At 73.6% G+C, this 16,854-nt stretch carries 17 protein-coding genes; 12 read left to right on the top strand and 5 right to left on the bottom strand.

The window, feature by feature from the left end:
• Positions 1–68: 68 nt before the first annotated feature.
• The 10 genes from hisD (at position 69) to NE235_RS05115 (ending at position 8,809) form a co-directional block, all read left to right on the top strand.
• A complete protein-coding gene (hisD, locus tag NE235_RS05160) occupies positions 69–1,376 on the top strand; it encodes a histidinol dehydrogenase (protein ID WP_252799770.1) in 1,308 nt (435 codons plus the stop codon).
• The gene (locus NE235_RS05155; protein ID WP_252799769.1) at positions 1,373–2,446 is read left to right on the top strand and encodes a histidinol-phosphate transaminase; all 1,074 of its coding nucleotides are present in this window, start codon (positions 1,373–1,375) and stop codon (positions 2,444–2,446) included. Before hisD ends, NE235_RS05155 begins: the two co-directional genes overlap by 4 nt.
• A gap of 20 nt (positions 2,447–2,466) precedes the next feature.
• Positions 2,467–3,057 carry an imidazoleglycerol-phosphate dehydratase HisB gene (gene hisB, locus NE235_RS05150; RefSeq protein ID WP_252799944.1) on the top strand — a complete coding sequence of 197 codons (591 nt, stop codon included), beginning with the start codon at positions 2,467–2,469 and terminating at the stop codon, positions 3,055–3,057.
• Positions 3,054–3,680 carry an imidazole glycerol phosphate synthase subunit HisH gene (hisH, locus tag NE235_RS05145; RefSeq protein WP_252799768.1) on the top strand — a complete coding sequence of 209 codons (627 nt, stop codon included), beginning with the start codon at positions 3,054–3,056 and terminating at the stop codon, positions 3,678–3,680. Before hisB ends, hisH begins: the two co-directional genes overlap by 4 nt.
• Complete coding sequence (locus NE235_RS05140; RefSeq protein WP_252799767.1) at positions 3,680–4,012, top strand: hypothetical protein; 333 nt, start codon at positions 3,680–3,682, stop codon at positions 4,010–4,012. Before hisH ends, NE235_RS05140 begins: the two co-directional genes overlap by 1 nt.
• Positions 4,013–4,016: 4 nt before the next feature.
• Complete coding sequence (priA, locus tag NE235_RS05135) at positions 4,017–4,745, top strand: bifunctional 1-(5-phosphoribosyl)-5-((5-phosphoribosylamino)methylideneamino)imidazole-4-carboxamide isomerase/phosphoribosylanthranilate isomerase PriA (RefSeq protein WP_252799766.1); 729 nt, start codon at positions 4,017–4,019, stop codon at positions 4,743–4,745.
• Positions 4,742–5,146 carry a RidA family protein gene (locus NE235_RS05130; RefSeq protein WP_252799765.1) on the top strand — a complete coding sequence of 135 codons (405 nt, stop codon included), beginning with the start codon at positions 4,742–4,744 and terminating at the stop codon, positions 5,144–5,146. The genes priA and NE235_RS05130 overlap by 4 nt, the downstream gene beginning before the upstream one ends.
• Complete coding sequence (gene hisF, locus NE235_RS05125; protein ID WP_252799764.1) at positions 5,143–5,895, top strand: imidazole glycerol phosphate synthase subunit HisF; 753 nt, start codon at positions 5,143–5,145, stop codon at positions 5,893–5,895. The genes NE235_RS05130 and hisF overlap by 4 nt, the downstream gene beginning before the upstream one ends.
• Positions 5,896–6,337: 442 nt before the next feature.
• A complete protein-coding gene (locus NE235_RS05120) occupies positions 6,338–7,384 on the top strand; it encodes a glucose 1-dehydrogenase (RefSeq protein WP_252799763.1) in 1,047 nt (348 codons plus the stop codon).
• A gap of 6 nt (positions 7,385–7,390) precedes the next feature.
• Complete coding sequence (locus tag NE235_RS05115) at positions 7,391–8,809, top strand: sugar porter family MFS transporter (RefSeq protein ID WP_252799762.1); 1,419 nt, start codon at positions 7,391–7,393, stop codon at positions 8,807–8,809.
• A 66-nt stretch (positions 8,810–8,875) separates the two neighbouring features.
• Here NE235_RS05115 and NE235_RS05110 read toward each other — a convergent pair whose 3' ends face one another.
• The gene (locus NE235_RS05110) at positions 8,876–10,249 is read right to left on the bottom strand and encodes a glutamine synthetase family protein (RefSeq protein ID WP_252799761.1); all 1,374 of its coding nucleotides are present in this window, start codon (positions 10,247–10,249) and stop codon (positions 8,876–8,878) included.
• Between the two features lie 27 nt (positions 10,250–10,276).
• Positions 10,277–10,837, bottom strand: a complete 561-nt coding sequence (locus NE235_RS05105) for a TetR/AcrR family transcriptional regulator (protein WP_252799760.1) — start codon at positions 10,835–10,837, stop codon at positions 10,277–10,279.
• Between the two features lie 101 nt (positions 10,838–10,938).
• Here NE235_RS05105 and NE235_RS05100 point away from each other — a divergent pair, with 101 nt between their 5' ends.
• Positions 10,939–12,075, top strand: coding sequence for an FAD-dependent oxidoreductase (locus NE235_RS05100; protein WP_252799759.1), 1,137 nt, complete (start codon positions 10,939–10,941; stop codon positions 12,073–12,075).
• A 144-nt stretch (positions 12,076–12,219) separates the two neighbouring features.
• Here NE235_RS05100 and NE235_RS05095 read toward each other — a convergent pair whose 3' ends face one another.
• Both NE235_RS05095 and NE235_RS05090 read right to left on the bottom strand, forming a co-directional pair.
• Positions 12,220–13,449 carry a HEAT repeat domain-containing protein gene (locus tag NE235_RS05095; protein WP_252799758.1) on the bottom strand — a complete coding sequence of 410 codons (1,230 nt, stop codon included), beginning with the start codon at positions 13,447–13,449 and terminating at the stop codon, positions 12,220–12,222.
• Positions 13,450–13,490: 41 nt separating this feature from the next.
• Entirely contained in the window at positions 13,491–14,462 is a 972-nt protein-coding gene (locus NE235_RS05090; RefSeq protein ID WP_252799757.1) for an Lrp/AsnC family transcriptional regulator, read from the bottom strand.
• Positions 14,463–14,574: 112 nt separating this feature from the next.
• On the opposite strand from NE235_RS05090, the gene NE235_RS05085 reads away from it, so the two are divergent.
• Positions 14,575–16,047 carry an MFS transporter gene (locus tag NE235_RS05085; RefSeq protein ID WP_252799756.1) on the top strand — a complete coding sequence of 491 codons (1,473 nt, stop codon included), beginning with the start codon at positions 14,575–14,577 and terminating at the stop codon, positions 16,045–16,047.
• Positions 16,048–16,195: 148 nt separating this feature from the next.
• Here the strand turns inward: NE235_RS05085 and NE235_RS05080 are convergent, their stop codons facing one another.
• Entirely contained in the window at positions 16,196–16,834 is a 639-nt protein-coding gene (locus NE235_RS05080) for a TIGR03085 family metal-binding protein (protein WP_252799755.1), read from the bottom strand.
• Positions 16,835–16,854 lie beyond the last annotated feature (20 nt).

Raw genomic sequence — 16,854 nt, 5'->3', positions numbered from 1 at the left:
GGACCCCTGGTGTCTCGGTTGGTGAGACGGGCGTCCGGGCCGGTGACGCGCCTTCGTAGACTGATCAGGTGATATCCCGTATCGACCTGCGCGCGTCCCTTCCGGACGACCTGCGCTCCGTGCTGCCGAGAGCCGAGCTCGACGTCGAGGCCGCCCTGGAGAAGGTGCGGCCCATCTGCGATGACGTACGCCATCGCGGCGCCGAGGCCGTACGGGACTACAACGAGCGTTTCGACGGCGTGACGGCCGGGTCGCTACGGGTGCCCCGGGAGGCCATCGGCCGGGCACTGGAGGAGCTCGATCCCGCCGTCCGCGACGCGCTGGAGGAGTGCATCCGCCGCACCCGCGTCGTCCACCGCGCGCAGCGGCGCACCGACGTCACCACGCAGGTGGTGCCGGGCGGCACCGTGACCGAGCGGTGGGTCCCGGTGGAGCGGGTCGGGCTGTACGTCCCCGGCGGCCAGGCCGTCTATCCCTCCAGCGTCGTCATGAACGTCGTGCCCGCGCAGGAGGCGGGGGTCGAGTCGCTCGCCGTCACCTCGCCGGCGCAGCAGGAGTTCGGCGGGCTGCCGCACCCGACGATCCTCGCCACGTGCGCCCTGCTCGGGGTCGAGGAGGTGCACGCCGCGGGCGGCGCGCAGGCGATCGCGATGTTCGCCTACGGCACTGAGGAGTGCCGGCGCGTCGACATGGTCACCGGACCCGGCAACATCTGGGTCGCGGCGGCCAAGCGGCTGCTCAAGGGCGTCATCGGCATCGACTCCGAGGCAGGGCCGACGGAGGTCGCGGTCCTGGCCGACGCCACCGCGGACCCGGTGCACGTCGCCGCGGACCTGATCAGCCAGGCCGAGCACGACACGCTGGCCGCCGCCGTCCTGGTCACCGACTCCGAGGAGCTCGCCGACGCGGTCGAGCGCGAGCTGGCCGAGCAGGTCGCGCGGACGAAGCACACCGAGCGGATCACCGCGGCCCTGGCCGGCCGCCAGTCCGGGATCGTGCTCGTCGACGGCGTCGACGCCGGGCTGAAGGTCGTCGACGCGTACGCCGCCGAGCACCTGGAGATCCAGACCGCCGACGCCCGTACGGTCGCGAGCCGGGTGCGCAACGCCGGCGCGATCTTCGTCGGGCCGCACGCTCCGGTGTCACTGGGCGACTACATGGCCGGTTCGAACCACGTGCTGCCCACGGGCGGCTGCGCCTGCCACTCCAGCGGCCTGTCGGTGCAGACGTTCCTGCGCGGCATCCACGTCGTCGACTACGACGAGCAGGCGCTGGCGGACGTGACCGGGCGGGTCGTCACGCTCGCCGAGGCCGAGGACCTGCCCGCCCACGGCGCCGCCATGAAGGCGCGGTTCGATTGGGGCGTCCCCGAGTGACATCTCTCAGTGAGCTGCCGATCCGCGACGACCTGCGGGGGCGGGAGCCGTACGGCGCGCCGCAGCTCGACGTGCCGGTCCGGCTCAACACGAACGAGAACCCCTACCCGCCGTCGCCGCGGCTGGTCGAGGCGCTCGGCCGCGCCGTCGCCGACGTCGCGGGCGGCCTCAACCGCTATCCCGACCGCGACGCCGTCGAGCTGCGCAAGGACCTCGCCGACTACCTCGGCCACGGCGTCACGGCCCGGCAGGTCTGGGCGGCCAACGGCTCGAACGAGATCATCCAGCAGATCCTGCAGGCGTTCGGGGGTCCGGGCCGCAGCGCGCTGGGCTTCGAGCCGTCGTACTCCATGCATCCGATCATCACGCGGGTCAGCGGCACGGAGTGGATCGACGCGTACCGCGACGAGGACTTCGGGCTGGAGGCCGAGCGGGCGGTCGCGGCGATCGAGGAGCACCGTCCCGACATCGTGTTCCTGACCTCGCCGAACAACCCGACGGGCACCTCCCTGCCGCTGGAGGCGATCGAGGCGGTCCTGGCCGTGGCGCCGGGCATGGTCGTGGTGGACGAGGCGTACGCCGAGTTCCGGCGGGAGGGCACGCCGAGCGCGCTGTCGCTGCTGCCCGGCCACCCGCGGCTGATCGTCACCCGGACGATGAGCAAGGCGTTCGCCATGGCGGGCACCCGGGTCGGCTACCTCGCCGCGGATCCGGCCGTGATCGACGCGCTGCTGCTCGTGCGCCTGCCGTACCACCTGTCGGCGGTGACGCAGGCGGTGGCGCGTACCGCCATCGCCCATCAGGACGAGCTGCTGGGCGCGGTGGAGGCGCTGCGCGCCGAGCGCGACGCCCTGGTCGGCTGGCTGCGCGGGGAGGGCTTCGAGGTCGCCGACTCCGACGCCAACTTCGTGCTGTTCGGCCGGTTCCCCGACCGGCGGGCCGTGTGGCAGGGCGTCCTGGACCGCGGCGTGCTGATCCGCGAGGTCGGCCCGCCGGAGTGGCTGCGGGTCAGCGTCGGCACGCCCGAGGAGATGGCGGCCTTCCGCGCCGCACTGAAGGAGAGCGTGTGAGTACCGGAGGAGAGCAGCGGATGCGGACCGGACGCGTCGAGCGTGGCACCAAGGAGACCCAGGTCGTCGTCGAGATCGACCTGGACGGCACCGGGCGGGTGGACGTCGCCACCGGCGTCGGCTTCTTCGACCACATGCTGACGCAGCTGGGCAAGCACGGGTCGTTCGACCTGACCGTGAAGACCTCCGGCGATCTGCACATCGACAGCCACCACACGATCGAGGACACCGCGATCGCGCTGGGCCAGGCGTTCCGCGAGGCCCTGGGCGACAAGTCCGGTATCCGGCGGTTCGCCGATGCCAGCGTGCCGCTGGACGAGACCCTCGCCCAGGTGACGGTCGACCTGTCCGGCCGGCCGTACCTCGTGCACACCGAGCCGGAGGGCATCGCCCCGATGATCGGCCCGGACTACGACACGACGATGACCCGGCACATCTTCGAGGCGTTCGTGTTCAACGCCGCGATCTGCCTGCACGTCCACGTCCCGTACGGGCGCAACGCGCACCACATCGTCGAGGCGCAGTTCAAGGCCCTGGCGCGGGCCCTGCGCGACGCCGTCGCCCACGACCCGCGGGCGCACGGCATCCCCTCGACGAAGGGCGCGTTGTGAGGAACGTCGTCGTCCTGGACTACGGATCGGGCAACCTCCGCTCCGCCGAGCGCGCCGTCGCCCGGGCCGGGGCGGACGTCACCGTCACCGCCGACTTCGACGCGGCGCTGAACGCCGACGGCCTGGTCGTGCCGGGCGTCGGCGCCTTCGCGGCCTGCATGAACGGCCTGCGCGGCGTCCGCGGCGAGCAGATCATCGGCCGTCGCCTCGCCGGCGGCCGCCCGGTGCTCGGCATCTGCGTCGGCATGCAGATCCTGTTCGAGAAGGGCGTCGAGCACGGCATCACCACCGACGGCTGCGCCGAGTGGCCGGGCACGGTCGAGCGCCTCGACGCGCCGATCCTGCCGCACATGGGCTGGAACACCGTGCGGGCGCCGGAGGGCACCACGCTGTTCGCGGGCCTGGACCCGGAGACGCGGTTCTACTTCGTGCACTCGTACGGCGTGCGCCGCTGGGACATGCCGCCCGGCCGGTTCACCCCGCCGCTGGTGACCTGGAGCGAGCACGGCGGGCCGTTCGTCGCGGCGGTGGAGAACGGCCCGCTGAGCGCGACGCAGTTCCACCCGGAGAAGTCCGGCGACGCCGGCGCCGCCGTCCTGAAGAACTGGCTCTCGACGCTCTGATGAGCAAGGAACGGCAGCGGCGGCGGGCCGAGCGCGAGGCCGCGCGTGAGCGCGCCGCCGCCGAGGCCGCCCGCAGGGACGCCCGCGCGGCGCGGCGCCGGGCCCGGATCGCCCGGGTCACGCGGCTCCTGCCGCGCCGGTCAGGGCGCCCGAACGGCATCCTCGCCCGCCGCCGCCGCGAGCAGAACGCCATCGTCGCGGTGGTCTTCGTCCTCGTCCAGGTGGTCACCTGGATCTACCTGTCCTCGTGGACCGGGCGGCTCGGGGTGCTGGCCCTGTCGGTCTTCCTGGTCCCCGTCTTCGTCACGCTCGCCTTCGACCGGAGGTCCTAAGAACATGTCCCTAGTCCTGTTGCCCGCCGTCGACGTCGCGGACGGCCAGGCCGTGCGCCTGGTGCAGGGCGAGGCCGGCACCGAGACGTCGTACGGTGAGCCCATCGAGGCGGCCCTGGCCTGGCAGAGCGCGGGCGCGGAGTGGATCCACCTGGTGGACCTGGACGCCGCCTTCGGCCGGGGCTCCAACCGCGAGCTGCTCGCCGAGGTGACCGGCAAGCTGGACGTGAAGGTCGAGCTGTCCGGCGGGATCCGCGACGACGAGTCGCTCGCGGCGGCGCTGGCGACCGGCTGCACGCGCGTCAATATCGGTACCGCCGCGCTGGAGAACCCCGACTGGTGCCGGAAGATCATCGCCGAGCACGGCGACAAGATCGCGGTGGGGCTGGACGTGCGCGGCACGACCCTCGCCGCCCGCGGCTGGACCCGCGAGGGCGGCGACCTGTGGGAGGTCCTGGACCGCCTGGAGGCGGACGGCTGCCCGCGCTACGTCGTCACCGACGTCACCAAGGACGGCACCTTGCGGGGCCCCAACACCGACCTGCTCCGCGAGGTCTGCGCCCGTACCGACCGCCCGGTGGTGGCCTCCGGCGGCGTCTCGTCGCTGGAGGACCTGCGCGCCCTCGCCGAGCTGGTGCCGGCCGGCGTCGAGGGCGCCATCGTCGGCAAGGCCCTGTACGCCGGGGCGTTCACCCTCGAGGAGGCCCTGGCCACGGTGGGAGCGGTCGCGTGATCAAGCGGATCTTCTCCGGCGGCCCCTGGGAGGACGTCGTCGGATACTGCCGGGCCGTCGTCGCGGGGCCCTGGGTGCTCGTCGCGGGCTGTACCTCGACGGTGGACGGTGAGGTGCTGCACGAGAACGACGCGTACGGCCAGACGAAGACCGCGTTCGGCATCGCCCTGCAGGCGGTGGAGAAGGCCGGCGCCTCGGTCGAGGACGTCGTACGGACCCGGATGTACGTCCGGGACATCGGCGACGCCGAGGCCGTCGGCCGGGCGCACCGCGAGCTCTTCGGTGAGGTCCGCCCGGCCGCGACGATGATCGAGGTGTCCGGGTTCATCGATCACCGGATGCTGGTGGAGATCGAGGTGGACGCCTACCGCCCGGCGCTCCAGGACGGGGAGAACGCATGACCGTGGCGGTCCGGGTGATCCCGTGCCTCGACGTCGACGCCGGGCGGGTGGTCAAGGGGGTCAACTTCGAGAACCTCCGGGACGCCGGCGACCCGGTCGAGCTGGCCCGGCGCTACGACGCCGAGGGCGCCGACGAGCTCACCTTCCTCGACATCACCGCCTCCAGCGCGGGCCGCGACACGACGTACGAGGTCGTCCGCCGCACGGCCGAGCAGGTGTTCATCCCGCTGACGGTCGGCGGCGGGATCCGTACCGTGGACGACGTCGACCGGCTGCTGCGGGCCGGCGCGGACAAGGTGTCGATCAACACCGCGGCGATCGCGCGGCCGGAGTTCCTGCGGGAGGCGGCGCACCGGTTCGGCTCGCAGTGCATCGTGCTGTCGGTGGACGCCCGGCGCTCGGGTTCCGGGTTCGAGGTGACCACGCACGGCGGGCGGCGCGGCACCGGCATCGACGCCGTGGAGTGGGCGAAACGCGGCGAGGAGCTGGGCGTCGGGGAGATCCTGCTGAACTCCATGGACGCCGACGGCACGAAGAACGGCTTCGACCTGGAGATGCTGCGCGCGGTGCGCGCGGTGGTGAGCGTCCCGGTCATCGCGAGCGGGGGAGCGGGCGCGATCGAGCACTTCGCTCCCGCGATCGACGCGGGCGCCGACGCGGTGCTCGCCGCGAGCGTGTTCCACTTCGGCGACCTGAAGATCGGCGACGTCAAGGATTCGCTGCGCCGGGCGGGCCACCCGGTCCGCTGACCGGCGGTCCCCTCCGCACTCCCGGGCCCGCTGCCGGCGGTCCCGTAGGCCGCTCTCCGGCCCGGCTGGTCGCGGCGCCCGGCTGAGCTCGACGCCCGCCCGATTACGGCACCCGCCCGGCTGAGCACGGCGCTCGTCCGTGACGGCGTTCGCCGAGCTCAGCGGGGTGGGCGGCCGTGACGTGCGTCTCGAATGCGCTTTTCCGAGGCATGTTCACCTTTGAGCGGGGCAAAGGTGGGACGTGTCCCCCAGGAACGACCTGCTCACCCGGTGCCCGGCGAACCGCCGGGCACCGGGTGAGCGGGGTGTCCGGTGCCGTGTGCGATCCGTGGCGGCCTGATCACGCATGTTGTGTGTACGGTTGCCGCGAATCCACATTTCGGACATTAGGGCCGTTGTCGCCCTGGGGGAACGGGGCGACGGCTCTGAGTAGGAGATGATCATGCGCGCTCTTACGATGGTGCCGCTGCAGGCGGGGTCGCTCGAGCTGAGCGAGGTCCCCGAGCCCGTGCGGGGCGAGGGAGAGCTCCTCGTCGAGGGTGTCGCCCTCGGCGTCTGCGGCACCGATCGGGAGATCGTCTCCGGCGACTTCGGCGACGCGCCTCCCGGCGACGAGCGCCTGATCATCGGGCACGAGTCCCTGGGCCGGGTCCTGGAGGCCCCGGAGGGCGGTGACCTCGCCCCGGGCGACCTCGTCGTCGGCATCGTCCGCAGGCCGGACCCGGTGCCGTGCGGCGCCTGCGCGCACGGCGAGTTCGACATGTGCCGCAACGGCCGGTACACCGAGCGCGGGATCACGCGACTGCACGGCTTCGGGGCCGAGCGATGGACGATCGAGGCCGACTACGCGATCCGCGTCGATCCGGCGCTGGGCGACCTCGGCGTGCTGCTGGAGCCGACGACCGTGGTGGCGAAGGCCTGGGACCACATCGAGCGCATCGGTGAGCGGGCGTGGTTCGGGCCCCGCCGGGTCCTGATCGCCGGAGCGGGCCCGATCGGGCTGCTGGCCGCCCTGCTCGGCGCCCAGCGCGGGCTCGACGTCCACGTGCTCGACCGGGTCACCGGGGGCGTGAAGCCGAAGATCGTCGCGAATCTCGGCGGCGCGTACCACACGGGCCCCCTCACCGAGGTCGCCGCGAAGACGCGGCCGGACATCGTCATCGAGGCCACCGGCGTCCCCCGGCTCGTCATGGCCGCGATCGCGGAGGCGGCGGCGAGCGTCGTGTGCCTGACCGGCGTCTCGCGCGCGGGCCACCCGACGGAGGTCGACGCCGGCGAGCTGAACCGGCGGGTCGTCCTGGGCAACGCCGCCGTCTTCGGGTCGGTCAACGCCAACCACCGCCACTACCGGCTGGCCGCGGACGCCCTCGGCCGCGCGGACCGGTCGTGGCTCGCCCAACTCATCACCAACCGGCTGCCCCTGGACCGGGCGCCCGAGGCGCTCCGGTCCGGCAGCGACGACGACGTGAAAGTCGTCATCGACCTGTAGATCGGGATGAAAATGACCATTCAAGCTCCCGTCTCCCGGCAGGAACACACGCTGGCGCACGTGGTGTTCATCAGCGCGGCCGCCGCCCTCGGCGGGTTCCTGTTCGGGTATGACAGCGCCGTCATCAACGGGGCCGTGGACGGTATCAAGGGTCACTTCCACGTCGGGGCCGGCGTCACCGGCCTCATCGTCTCGTCGGCCCTGCTGGGGTCGGCCGTCGGCGCGGCGGTGGCCGGCAGGCTCGCCGACCTGCGCGGCCGCCTCATCGTGATGCGGCTGTCCGCGCTGCTGTTCGTGATCAGCGCGGTCGGCTCGATGTTCCCGTTCGCGGAATGGGAACTGGCCGGCTGGCGGATCGTCGGCGGCATCGCGATCGGGATGGCTTCGGTGGTCTCCCCGACCTACATCGCCGAGATCGCGCCGCCCGCCTACCGCGGGCGGCTGGCTTCCTTCCAGCAGCTTGCGATCGTGCTCGGCATCGCGATCTCCCAGCTCGTCAACTTCGGCATCGCGTCGTTCGCCGGCGGGGAGGTACGGGGGCGGCTGCTGGGCGTCGAGGCATGGCAGTGGATGCTGGGCGTCGCGGCCCTGCCCGCCCTGGTGTTCCTCGTGGTCACGCTGGTCATCCCGGAGTCGCCGCGCTACCTGGTGGCGAACAACCGGCTGAAGAGGGCCCGGCAGGTCCTGGCCGAGGTCGAGGGCGAGCACATCGACCTGGACGCCCGGATCGAGGAGATCCGCGGGGTCCTGCGCTCGGAGCACAAGCCGTCAGTGCGCGACCTGCGCGGACCCGCGCTCGGCCTGCTGCCGATCGTGTGGATCGGCATCGCCCTGTCCGTGCTGCAGCAGTTCGTCGGCATCAACGTGATCTTCTACTACTCGGCGTCGCTGTGGCACTCGGTCGGCATCTCCCAGACCAACTCCCTGCTGATCAGCCTCTCCACCTCGATCATCAACATCCTCGGCACGCTGATCGCGATCATGTTCGTCGACAGGATCGGCCGTAAGCCGCTCGCCCTGATCGGCTCCGTCGGCATGACGATCTCCCTGGCGGTCATGGCCTGGGCGTTCAGCGCCGCGCACAAGACGGGCGGCACCGATGTGCACATCCCGCACTCGCACGGCATGGTCGCGCTGGTGGCCGCGCACACGTACGTGCTGTTCTTCGCGCTGTCGTGGGGCGTGGTCGTCTGGGTGATGCTGGGGGAGATCTTCCCGAACCGGGTCCGCGCGGCGGCCATGGCGGTGGCGGTCGCGGCCCAGTGGATCGCCAACTGGCTGGTCACGGTCACCTTCCCGAGCCTGTCCGAGTGGAGCCTGTCCGGGGCGTACATCGGGTACTCGGTCTTCGCCCTGCTGTCGGTGTTCTTCGTGATCAGGTATCTGCACGAGACGAAGGGCAAGAGGCTGGAGGAGATGGGCTGACGCGGGCACGGCCGGGCACCGGCGTCCGCCGCCGTCGCACCGGGGGCGGACGCCGGTCGTCGCGGCTCAGTACTTGGTGAAGTGGTGGAAGCACTCGTAGTCGGTGCTCTCACCGGCGAAGGCCTCGGCGTCGGCGCGCTTGACCGCCAGGTAGGCGGCGGCGCGCAGCGGGCCGAGCGCCCTCATGAGCAGGTCGTCGGCCTCCAGGGCGTCGAGCGCCTCGCCGAGGGATGAGGGCAGGCGGGGCGGGCGGTCGGCCTCGGGAAGGGTGGCCGGGTCGACGTCGACGGCCACACCGGGCTCGATCTTGGACCGGATGCCGTCCAGCCCGGCGTGGATGACCGCCCCCAGCGACAGGTACGGGTTGGCGGAGGAGTCCGACGGCTTCAGCTCCAGGTTGGTGCTCTCCTCGGCCGCGTCGCGCATGGGTGAGCAGATCCGCACGGCGGCCTCGCGGTTGTCCATGCCGTAGCAGGCGTACGCGCTCGCCCACGTCCGTGGCGTGAGGCGCCGGAAGCCGTTGACGGTGCCGGAGGTGAGCGCCGTCAGGGCGGGCAGGTGCGCGAGGAGGCCGCCGACGAACCAGCGGCCCTCGTTCGACAGCCCGTACGCCCCGGCCGGGTCGTGGAAGACGTTGCGGTCACCGGACCACAGCGACAGGTGCAGGTGGCAGCCGTTGCCGGGCTGGTCGGGGATCGGCTTGGGCGCGAGCGAGGCCCACAGCCCCTGCCGCCTCGCCACGGCCCGTACGGTCTCGCGGTAGAGCACGTGGTTGTCGGCGGCGCGTACGGCGGGCGCGGGCCGGATCGACATCTCCTGCTGTCCGTGCCCGAGCTCGGGGTGGTAGTGCTCCACGCGCATGCCCTGGGCCTCCAGCGCGTGGAGCAGTTCGCGGGCGAAGTCGTGCGCGGCGTGGAAGCCCTCGGCGGAGTAGCAGAGGCTGTCGTCGACGGGGACGAGCCGGTCCGGGCCCTGGTCGGCCGGGGTCCGGCGGCCCAGCGTGAACTCCGGTTCGAAGGCCGCGAGGACGGAGTAACCGGCGTCCGCCAGCTCGGCGACGGCCTGCCCGAGGAACGTGCGCGGGCACGCCGCCCACGGCCGGCCGTCGGGGTGGACGAGGTCCGACAGCATCACGGCCGAGCCGGGGGCGTAGGGGAGCGGCGTGAAGGTCGACGGGTCGGGCAGGATGCGGACCTCCCCGACGGGGCCCATGCCCTCGACCGGCTGCAGGGTGTCGAGCATGGTCATCGCCATCATGGCGACCGTGTGCCCGATGCCGGTGTGAAGCCGCTCGGCGATCCGCGGCCCGGCGGCGGCCTTGCCGCGGATGATGCCGCCGTGGTCGGCGTAGAGGAACCGGACGAGGTCGATGCGGCCGGTTTCGACCCGTTCCGCGACGTGTGCGGCCACGCGGTCGTCCCGCCTTCTGCTGGCGCTCATGACTATGGCGTAACACGAGCGGTGCTCTCAGGCCAGGGGCGCGCCGATGTACCGCTGGACCGTGGGGGCCAGATCGGCGACGAGCGTCTCGACGTCCAGGGCGACGATCGGCGGCAGCCGCAGGATGTAGCGGCACAGCGCGACCCCGAGCAGCTGGCTGGCGACGAGGGCGGCGCGGGTGGGGCCGTCCTCGGTCGACGAGCCCAGCGCCGCCGCGACCTGGGAGGCGAAGACCGCGCGCATCCGCTCGGCCGCGCCCTCGTTCGTCACCGCGGCGCGGAGGAGCACGGTGAGCACCTCGCCGGGGCCCTCGCCCTCCCACAGCCCTAGGAAGTGCCGGACGAAGACCTCGCCGAGCCGGTCGGCGGGGACCGCGGCGGGGTCCGGGAGCCGCAGGTCGACGTCGACGGCCGCGGCGAACAGCCCCTCCTTGGACCCGTAGTAGCGGATGACCATCGACGGGTCGATGCCGGCGTCGGCGGCGATGGCGCGGACGGTCGCCCGCTCGTAGCCGTCGGCGGCGAAGCGGCGGCGGGCCGCGGCGAGGATCGCCGCGCGGGACTCCTGGGATCGAGCGGTGAAGGCCATGCCATCAAGTGTAGGCCAACAACTGTTGGCAAACGCCCGCAGGAGCGTTATCGTCTTGCCAACGGACGTTGGCCATCAATCGTTGACCATGGGAGATCACCATGCCGCAGCTTCCCGACACCACCGAGGTCGTCATCGTCGGCGCCGGCCCCACCGGCCTGGCCCTGGCCGCGTCACTGCTCGACCGGGGGAAGGACGTCCTGCTGCTGGACAAGGCCGCGGAGGGGACGAACACCTCCCGCGCCGCCGTGGTGCACGCCCGGACCCTCGAGGTCCTCGAACCCCTGCAGGTCACCGGCGAGCTCGTCGGCCGCGGAGTGATCGTCCCGACGTTCACGGTCCGGGACCGGGACCGGATCCTGATGAAGGTCGACTTCGGCGGGCTGCCCACCGCGCATCCGTACACGCTGATGGTCCCCCAGAGCACCACCGAGGAGGTCCTGCTCCGGCGCCTGCGGGCGCTCGGCGGCGACGTCCACCGGGGCCGGGAGGTGACCGCGGTGACGGGCGACGCGGAGGGCGTCACCGTGCGGCTGGCCGACGGGGCCACGGTCCGCGCGCGGCATGCCGTCGGCGCCGACGGCATGCACAGCGTCGTCCGCGAGCAGGTCGGCATCGGCTTCACCGGCGACGCGTACCCGCAGTCGTTCGTCCTCGCCGACGTCCACCTGGAGTGGGACCTGCCGGACGACGAGGTCCAGCTGTTCTTCTCCCCGAAGGGGCTGGTCGTCGTCGCCCCGCTGCCGGGCGGCCGGCACCGGGTCGTCGCCACCGTCGACGACGCTCCCGAGCATCCGGACGCCGCCGACGTGCGCGACCTGCTCGTCGCCCGGGGGCCGCGGTCCGTCCCGGCGCGCGTCGGCGACGTCGCGTGGAGCTCACGGTTCCGGGTGCACCACCGGCTCGCCGACCACTACCGCGCCGGGCGGATCTTCCTCGCCGGCGACGCCGCCCACGTGCACAGCCCGGCCGGCGGGCAGGGAATGAACACCGGCATCCAGGACGCCGTCGACCTGGCCCGCCGCCTCGCCGACGGCACCGAGGACGGCTATGAGGACGCGCGGCGTCCGGTGGCCGCCGGCGTCGTGGCGATGACCGACCGGATGACCCGCGCCGCCACCGCCGGCGGCCCCGCCGCGCGCGCCGTGCGCAACACCCTGCTGACGGTGGCCGGCCACAACGCGGCCGTGCGCCGGAATCTGGCGATGCGGCTGTCCGAGCTCGCCCTCGACCGCTGAGGGCGCCACCGCACCTGCGCGGACGGCCGCGTCGCCGGGCGGCCGTGGGGGCGGACGGCCGCGGCATCGGGCGACCGTGGGGGCGGGGACGGTCGCGGCGCCGGGCGGTCGCGTTGCCGGGCGGCCGGAGGGGTGCGCCGTGGCTCAGTTCAGGTGGCCGGACAGGCGTTCGCCGGCCGCGGAGCGGACCGCGGGCTCCTCGGCCTCCTCGTGGCGGAGGCGGCGCAGCCGGGCCCGGGCCGCGTCGTCGAGGGGCACCGCCCCGGCCGCGACGCGGCGCACCCCGCTCTCACAGTCCCACAGGGCCTCCACGAGATACGGCTCCGCGACGTGCGGGTCGATCCTGGTCAGCGCGCCGAGCAGGTGGGCGCGCAGGCCCGACGAGGCGCTCTCCTCCCAGCCGTACAGCAGCAGGGGGATCGCGGGCCGGGATCGCAGGCGGCCGAGCCCGTCGGCGGGCACGGCGGCCAGGTCCCAGTCCTCCTCGCCCAGGGCGTCCTCGAGGGACTCCAAGAGGGGTGGGGCGTCGGACTCCGTCCCGTGGGCGGCCAGCACGTCGATGCCGACGTCCTGGTAGGAGCGCTGCTCCGCGGCCCAGATCCGGGCGCGGCCCAGGGCGACGGGGCCCAGGTCGCGTACCGCGCGGCACAGGGGGCCGTCGTAGGCGCCGCCCGGCAGGAGCGCCTCGGCGAGGTCGAGGACGAGGGCGCTGCGGCGGCGGCCGAGTTCGAGGATGGCGGCGGTGGCGCCCTCGCCCTCCGCGCGGACGAGCGCGGCCAGGTCGGCGTCGGAGCGGCCGGTGAGTGAGGGCCTCGGTTCGTACGGGCGCTGCTCCGGTCTGCGGGCGGCGGCGATCCTCGGCTGGCGGCGGGCCCACATCCGGGTGACCGCGCCGTCCACCCCGCACAGCCAGGTGAGGGCGCGGTCGTCGCAGCGGGCCGCCGCGACCTCGTCGAGCCCCTCCGCCAGCGCCGGGTCGTCGAGCTCGACAAGGGCCTGCAGGGCGGTGTACCAGTTCTGGCCCTCGGCGGCGTACCGGCGCAGCGGCAGGGCGGCCTCCCGGCGGCCGAGGCGGACGAGTTGGGACAGGACGTCGAGTGCCAGGGTGGTGCGGTCCGGTTCGGTGTCCAAGCGATCGTCAGGATCGAATATATGTTCGACTATGGGGCCGATCTCCAGCTCCAGGTCGAAGATCAGCCGCGCGTAGTAGAGTCCGCGTTCCTCAAGGGTGTCCCATCGAGGGTCGCGGCTCACGCAGTCGTAGATCAGGTCGCGTGTGCCGGGCGTTCCGGCGGCACGGCGTGCGGCACAGCCACGGCCGCGCTGCAGGCGGCCGTGCAGTGACTCCGCCGGGTGAATGACGATGGGTTCCACTGCTGCAGGATGCGCACTCGACCACAAATCGGGCAAGCCAATTACGGAAGCAAAGTCGCACCCACCCGCTTCACCGTACGGATCACCGGCGCGGTCTCCACGTGGCGGACGCCCTCCAGCGAGCCGACCCGCTCGGTCAGGTAGCGGTAGAGGTGGTGCGGATCCCGGAACATGGCGGCGACCAGCAGGTTGGTCGGGCCCGTGGTCGCCGCCGCGAAGCCGACCTCGGAGTGCGCGGCCAGCGCCTCACCGGCGGCCGCGAGCCGCGCAGGCTCCACCGAGATCCACAGCCGCGCCTCGACCGGGTGGCCGAACAGCGCCGTCGGCAGGTCCACGTCATAGAACAGCACACCGGCGCGGCGGAGCTGGTCCATGCGCCGCCGGACCGTGGACGCCGACCACCCGGTGACCGAGGCCAGCTCGGCGTGGCCGGCCCGCCCGTCGACGGCCAGCGCCGCCAGCAGCGCGTGGTCCGTCTCGTCCAGCGCGACCGGCTCGTCGCCGGGCACGGGCGGATCCGGCCGGAGACGCTCGGCCTGCTCCGGCGTGAGCGACCGGACGCCCGCCCAGCCGATCGGCCCGCCGACGAACTGGTGCAGGAGCGCGTGCGCGGTGACCGACGACACGCGGCCCGTCCGCGGCAGCTTCTCCAGCAGCAGGTTGTCGCGCTCCTCCGGCGTGCGGCTCATCGTTCCGCAGACGATCTCCGTCCCGCCGGACAGCAGGTGGACCCAGTGGGTGTCCGGGCGGCGGGCGAGCGCTGCGGCGATCGCACCGGCCGCGTCCGGCGTGGCATGGAGCCGGATGGCCCAGGAGACCAGGCCGACGCGGGGCGCGTCGACGGCCCCGACGACGCGCAGCGCCCCGGTCGTCCGGAGCCGCCGGTAGCGGCGGGCGACGGTCTGGTCGGAGACCCCGAGCACCTCGCCGATCCTGCTGAACGGTGCCCGGCCGTCGATCTGCAGGGCGTGGACGAGGCACCGGTCCAACGCGTCGAGCGTGTGGGATTTCACCGCAGGAGCGTAACCCGTGTCGATAATCGCCGACTGCGGGCGGCCGGCTGGAGAGTCTCCGCACCCCCGGCGAAGGTGAGGACCTCCCCACCGAACCGGAAGGAAACCTCGGATGCGTAAGTGGTGGCCGCTCGTAGCGGTCTGTCTCGGGGCCTTCATGCTGCTCGTGGACGTCACGATCGTGACGGTCGCGCTGCCCGGCATGGCCAGAAGCCTCGACGCGTCGTTCTCGGCCCTGCAGTGGGTGCTGGACATCTACGCGCTGGCCCTGGCCGCGCTCCTGCTGGGCGCCGGGTCGGTCGCGGACCTGTTCGGCGCGCGCCGGGTGTACGTCGCGGGGCTCGTGCTGTTCGCCGCCGCCTCCCTCGCGTGCGGGCTGGCGCCGAACGCGGCGACCCTCATCGCCGCGCGCGGCGTGCAGGGCGTGGGCGGCGCGGCCATGTTCACCACGACCCTGGCCCTCCTGAGCAGCACGTACCAGGGCCGGGACCGGGGCGTCGCGTTCGGCGTCTGGGGCGCCGTCAACGGCCTGGCCGCGGCCGGCGGCCCGATCCTCGGCGGCCTGCTCACCCAGCACGTGAACTGGCGGTCCATCTTCCTGGTGAACCTGCCGGTCACCGTCATCGCGATCGCCCTCACCCTCGCCGTCGTCGGGAGGCCCCGGCCCGCCGGCCGGGCGCGGATCGACCTCCCGGGGATGGCGTCCTTCACCGCCTCCGCCGGCACCCTCACCTACGGGCTGATCCGCGCCGGCGACGACGGCTTCACCGCCGCGGCGCCGCTCACGATGTTCGCCCTGGCCGCCGTCACCCTGGCCGTCTTCGTCCTGGTCGAGACGCGGACCCGGCACCCGCTGCTCGACCTCGGCCTGTTCCGCAACCGGTCGTTCGTCGCCGTGCTGGTCGCCGGCGCCCTCCTGATGGCCTCGGCGTTCGCCTGCCTCGCCTTCACCTCCCTGTGGCTGCAGGGCGCCCTGGGCCTCGGGCCGGTACGGGCCGGGGCCGCCCTCATCCCGCTCGCCCTGACGTCCTTCGTGGTGTCCGCCGCCGGAGCGCGTCTCCTGCACGGCGTCCCGCCCCGGCTGAGCATCGGGATCGGGCTGCTGCTGGTCGGCGCCGGCTCGGGCCTGCAGGCCGTCCTGGACGCCGGGTCCTCCGCGACCGCGATCGTCCCGGGCCTGATCGTCGGCGGCGTGGGCGTCGGAGCCGCCATCCCCGTTCTGTCGGCGGCGGTGATGAGCGCGGTACCGCCCGAGCGCGGCGGGATGGCCGGCGGTGCCCTCAACACGTTCCGGCAACTCGGCTACGCCCTCGGGATCGCCGTGCTCGGCATCGTCTTCCGCGGCCGGATCGAGCACGCGCTGACCGGGCACGTCACCGATCCGCACGCGATGGCCGGCGCGGCGAGCGGCGGCCGGGCGCCCCGGCTGCCGATCGTCCGCGCGGCCGTCGCCTCCGGGCTGAACGAGGTCTACGCCGTCTCGGCGGGGCTGGGCATCGCGGCGGGGATCATCGTCCTGGTGCTCGCGCGGCCACCGCGGCGGACCGCGCGGCCGGAGCCGCAGCGGCAGAAGGCCGCCGCCTGACCCGGGCCCGGGCGGGCCGCGGGCTGCCCCGAACCTCGGCGGGCCGTGGCTTGGGCGGCGTCGTCGCGGGCCGTGGCCTGGGCGGCGTCTCCGCGGGGCCGACCGGGGGTGTGGCGGGCCGTGGCCTGGGCGCGCGCGGCGGGCGGGGTCACAGGCGCCAGCGGCCCTGGTTCAGGACGTTGATCCCCTCGGCCTCGCCCGTCAGCTCGACCTGAGCGGCGTCCTTGCGGCCGAGGGCCCACAGCGTCAGCTCGCTCGGCCGGCCGTGGACCCGGACGAGCCTGCCGCCCTTGGTGACGCGCTGGGTACGGCCGGCCGGGTCCACGAGGGTGATCTCCACGGGCAGCCGCCGCAGGACGAGCCGGGCCATCCGCAGCCCCCGCCACAACCGCTCCTCGAACGCCGGAGGCAGCTCGCGCGGCTCCCAGCCCTCCTGGGCGCGGCGCACGTCCTCGTGGTGCACGAAGTACTCGGTCGTGTTGGCGGCGGCGTCGACGGCGGCGAGCGCGAACGGCGACCAGGCCGGCGGCCCGGCACGGAAGCGCGCCACGAGGTGGGCGTACGGCGTGGCGTCGCGGACCCGGAGGCGTACCTTCTCGGTGTGGCCGGCGAACAGCGGGATCATGACGCCCGGCGCGGTGTCGGGCCGGTGCTCCCGGATGACGAGGTGGGCGGCCAGGTCGGCGGTGGTCCAGCCCTGGCAGAGGGTGGGCGCGTCGGGGCCGGCGTCGATCAGGGCGTCGCTGAGGGCGTGGCGTTCGGCGCGCGCCCGGTTCTCGTTCCCCATCCCGCGATCGTAGGCCCGCC

The organism is Actinoallomurus spadix, assembly GCF_024055725.1.
GTDB lineage: Bacteria > Actinomycetota > Actinomycetes > Streptosporangiales > Streptosporangiaceae > Actinoallomurus > Actinoallomurus spadix.
This window is presented reverse-complemented; position numbering and strand designations above follow the sequence as displayed.

What these genes read in the sequence shown, in the direction of transcription:
- hisB (WP_252799944.1), top strand. Translation starts at nt 2,467, where the DNA reads ATGCGGACCGGACGCGTCGAGCGTGGCACCAAGGAGACCCAGGTCGTC.
- NE235_RS05140 (WP_252799767.1), top strand. Translation starts at nt 3,680, where the DNA reads ATGAGCAAGGAACGGCAGCGGCGGCGGGCCGAGCGCGAGGCCGCGCGT.
- priA (WP_252799766.1), top strand. Translation starts at nt 4,017, where the DNA reads ATGTCCCTAGTCCTGTTGCCCGCCGTCGACGTCGCGGACGGCCAGGCC.
- hisF (WP_252799764.1), top strand. Translation starts at nt 5,143, where the DNA reads ATGACCGTGGCGGTCCGGGTGATCCCGTGCCTCGACGTCGACGCCGGG.
- NE235_RS05120 (WP_252799763.1), top strand. Translation starts at nt 6,338, where the DNA reads ATGCGCGCTCTTACGATGGTGCCGCTGCAGGCGGGGTCGCTCGAGCTG.
- NE235_RS05115 (WP_252799762.1), top strand. Translation starts at nt 7,391, where the DNA reads ATGAAAATGACCATTCAAGCTCCCGTCTCCCGGCAGGAACACACGCTG.
- NE235_RS05110 (WP_252799761.1), bottom strand. Translation starts at nt 10,249, where the DNA reads ATGAGCGCCAGCAGAAGGCGGGACGACCGCGTGGCCGCACACGTCGCG.
- NE235_RS05105 (WP_252799760.1), bottom strand. Translation starts at nt 10,837, where the DNA reads ATGGCCTTCACCGCTCGATCCCAGGAGTCCCGCGCGGCGATCCTCGCC.
- NE235_RS05100 (WP_252799759.1), top strand. Translation starts at nt 10,939, where the DNA reads ATGCCGCAGCTTCCCGACACCACCGAGGTCGTCATCGTCGGCGCCGGC.
- NE235_RS05085 (WP_252799756.1), top strand. Translation starts at nt 14,575, where the DNA reads ATGCGTAAGTGGTGGCCGCTCGTAGCGGTCTGTCTCGGGGCCTTCATG.
- NE235_RS05080 (WP_252799755.1), bottom strand. Translation starts at nt 16,834, where the DNA reads ATGGGGAACGAGAACCGGGCGCGCGCCGAACGCCACGCCCTCAGCGAC.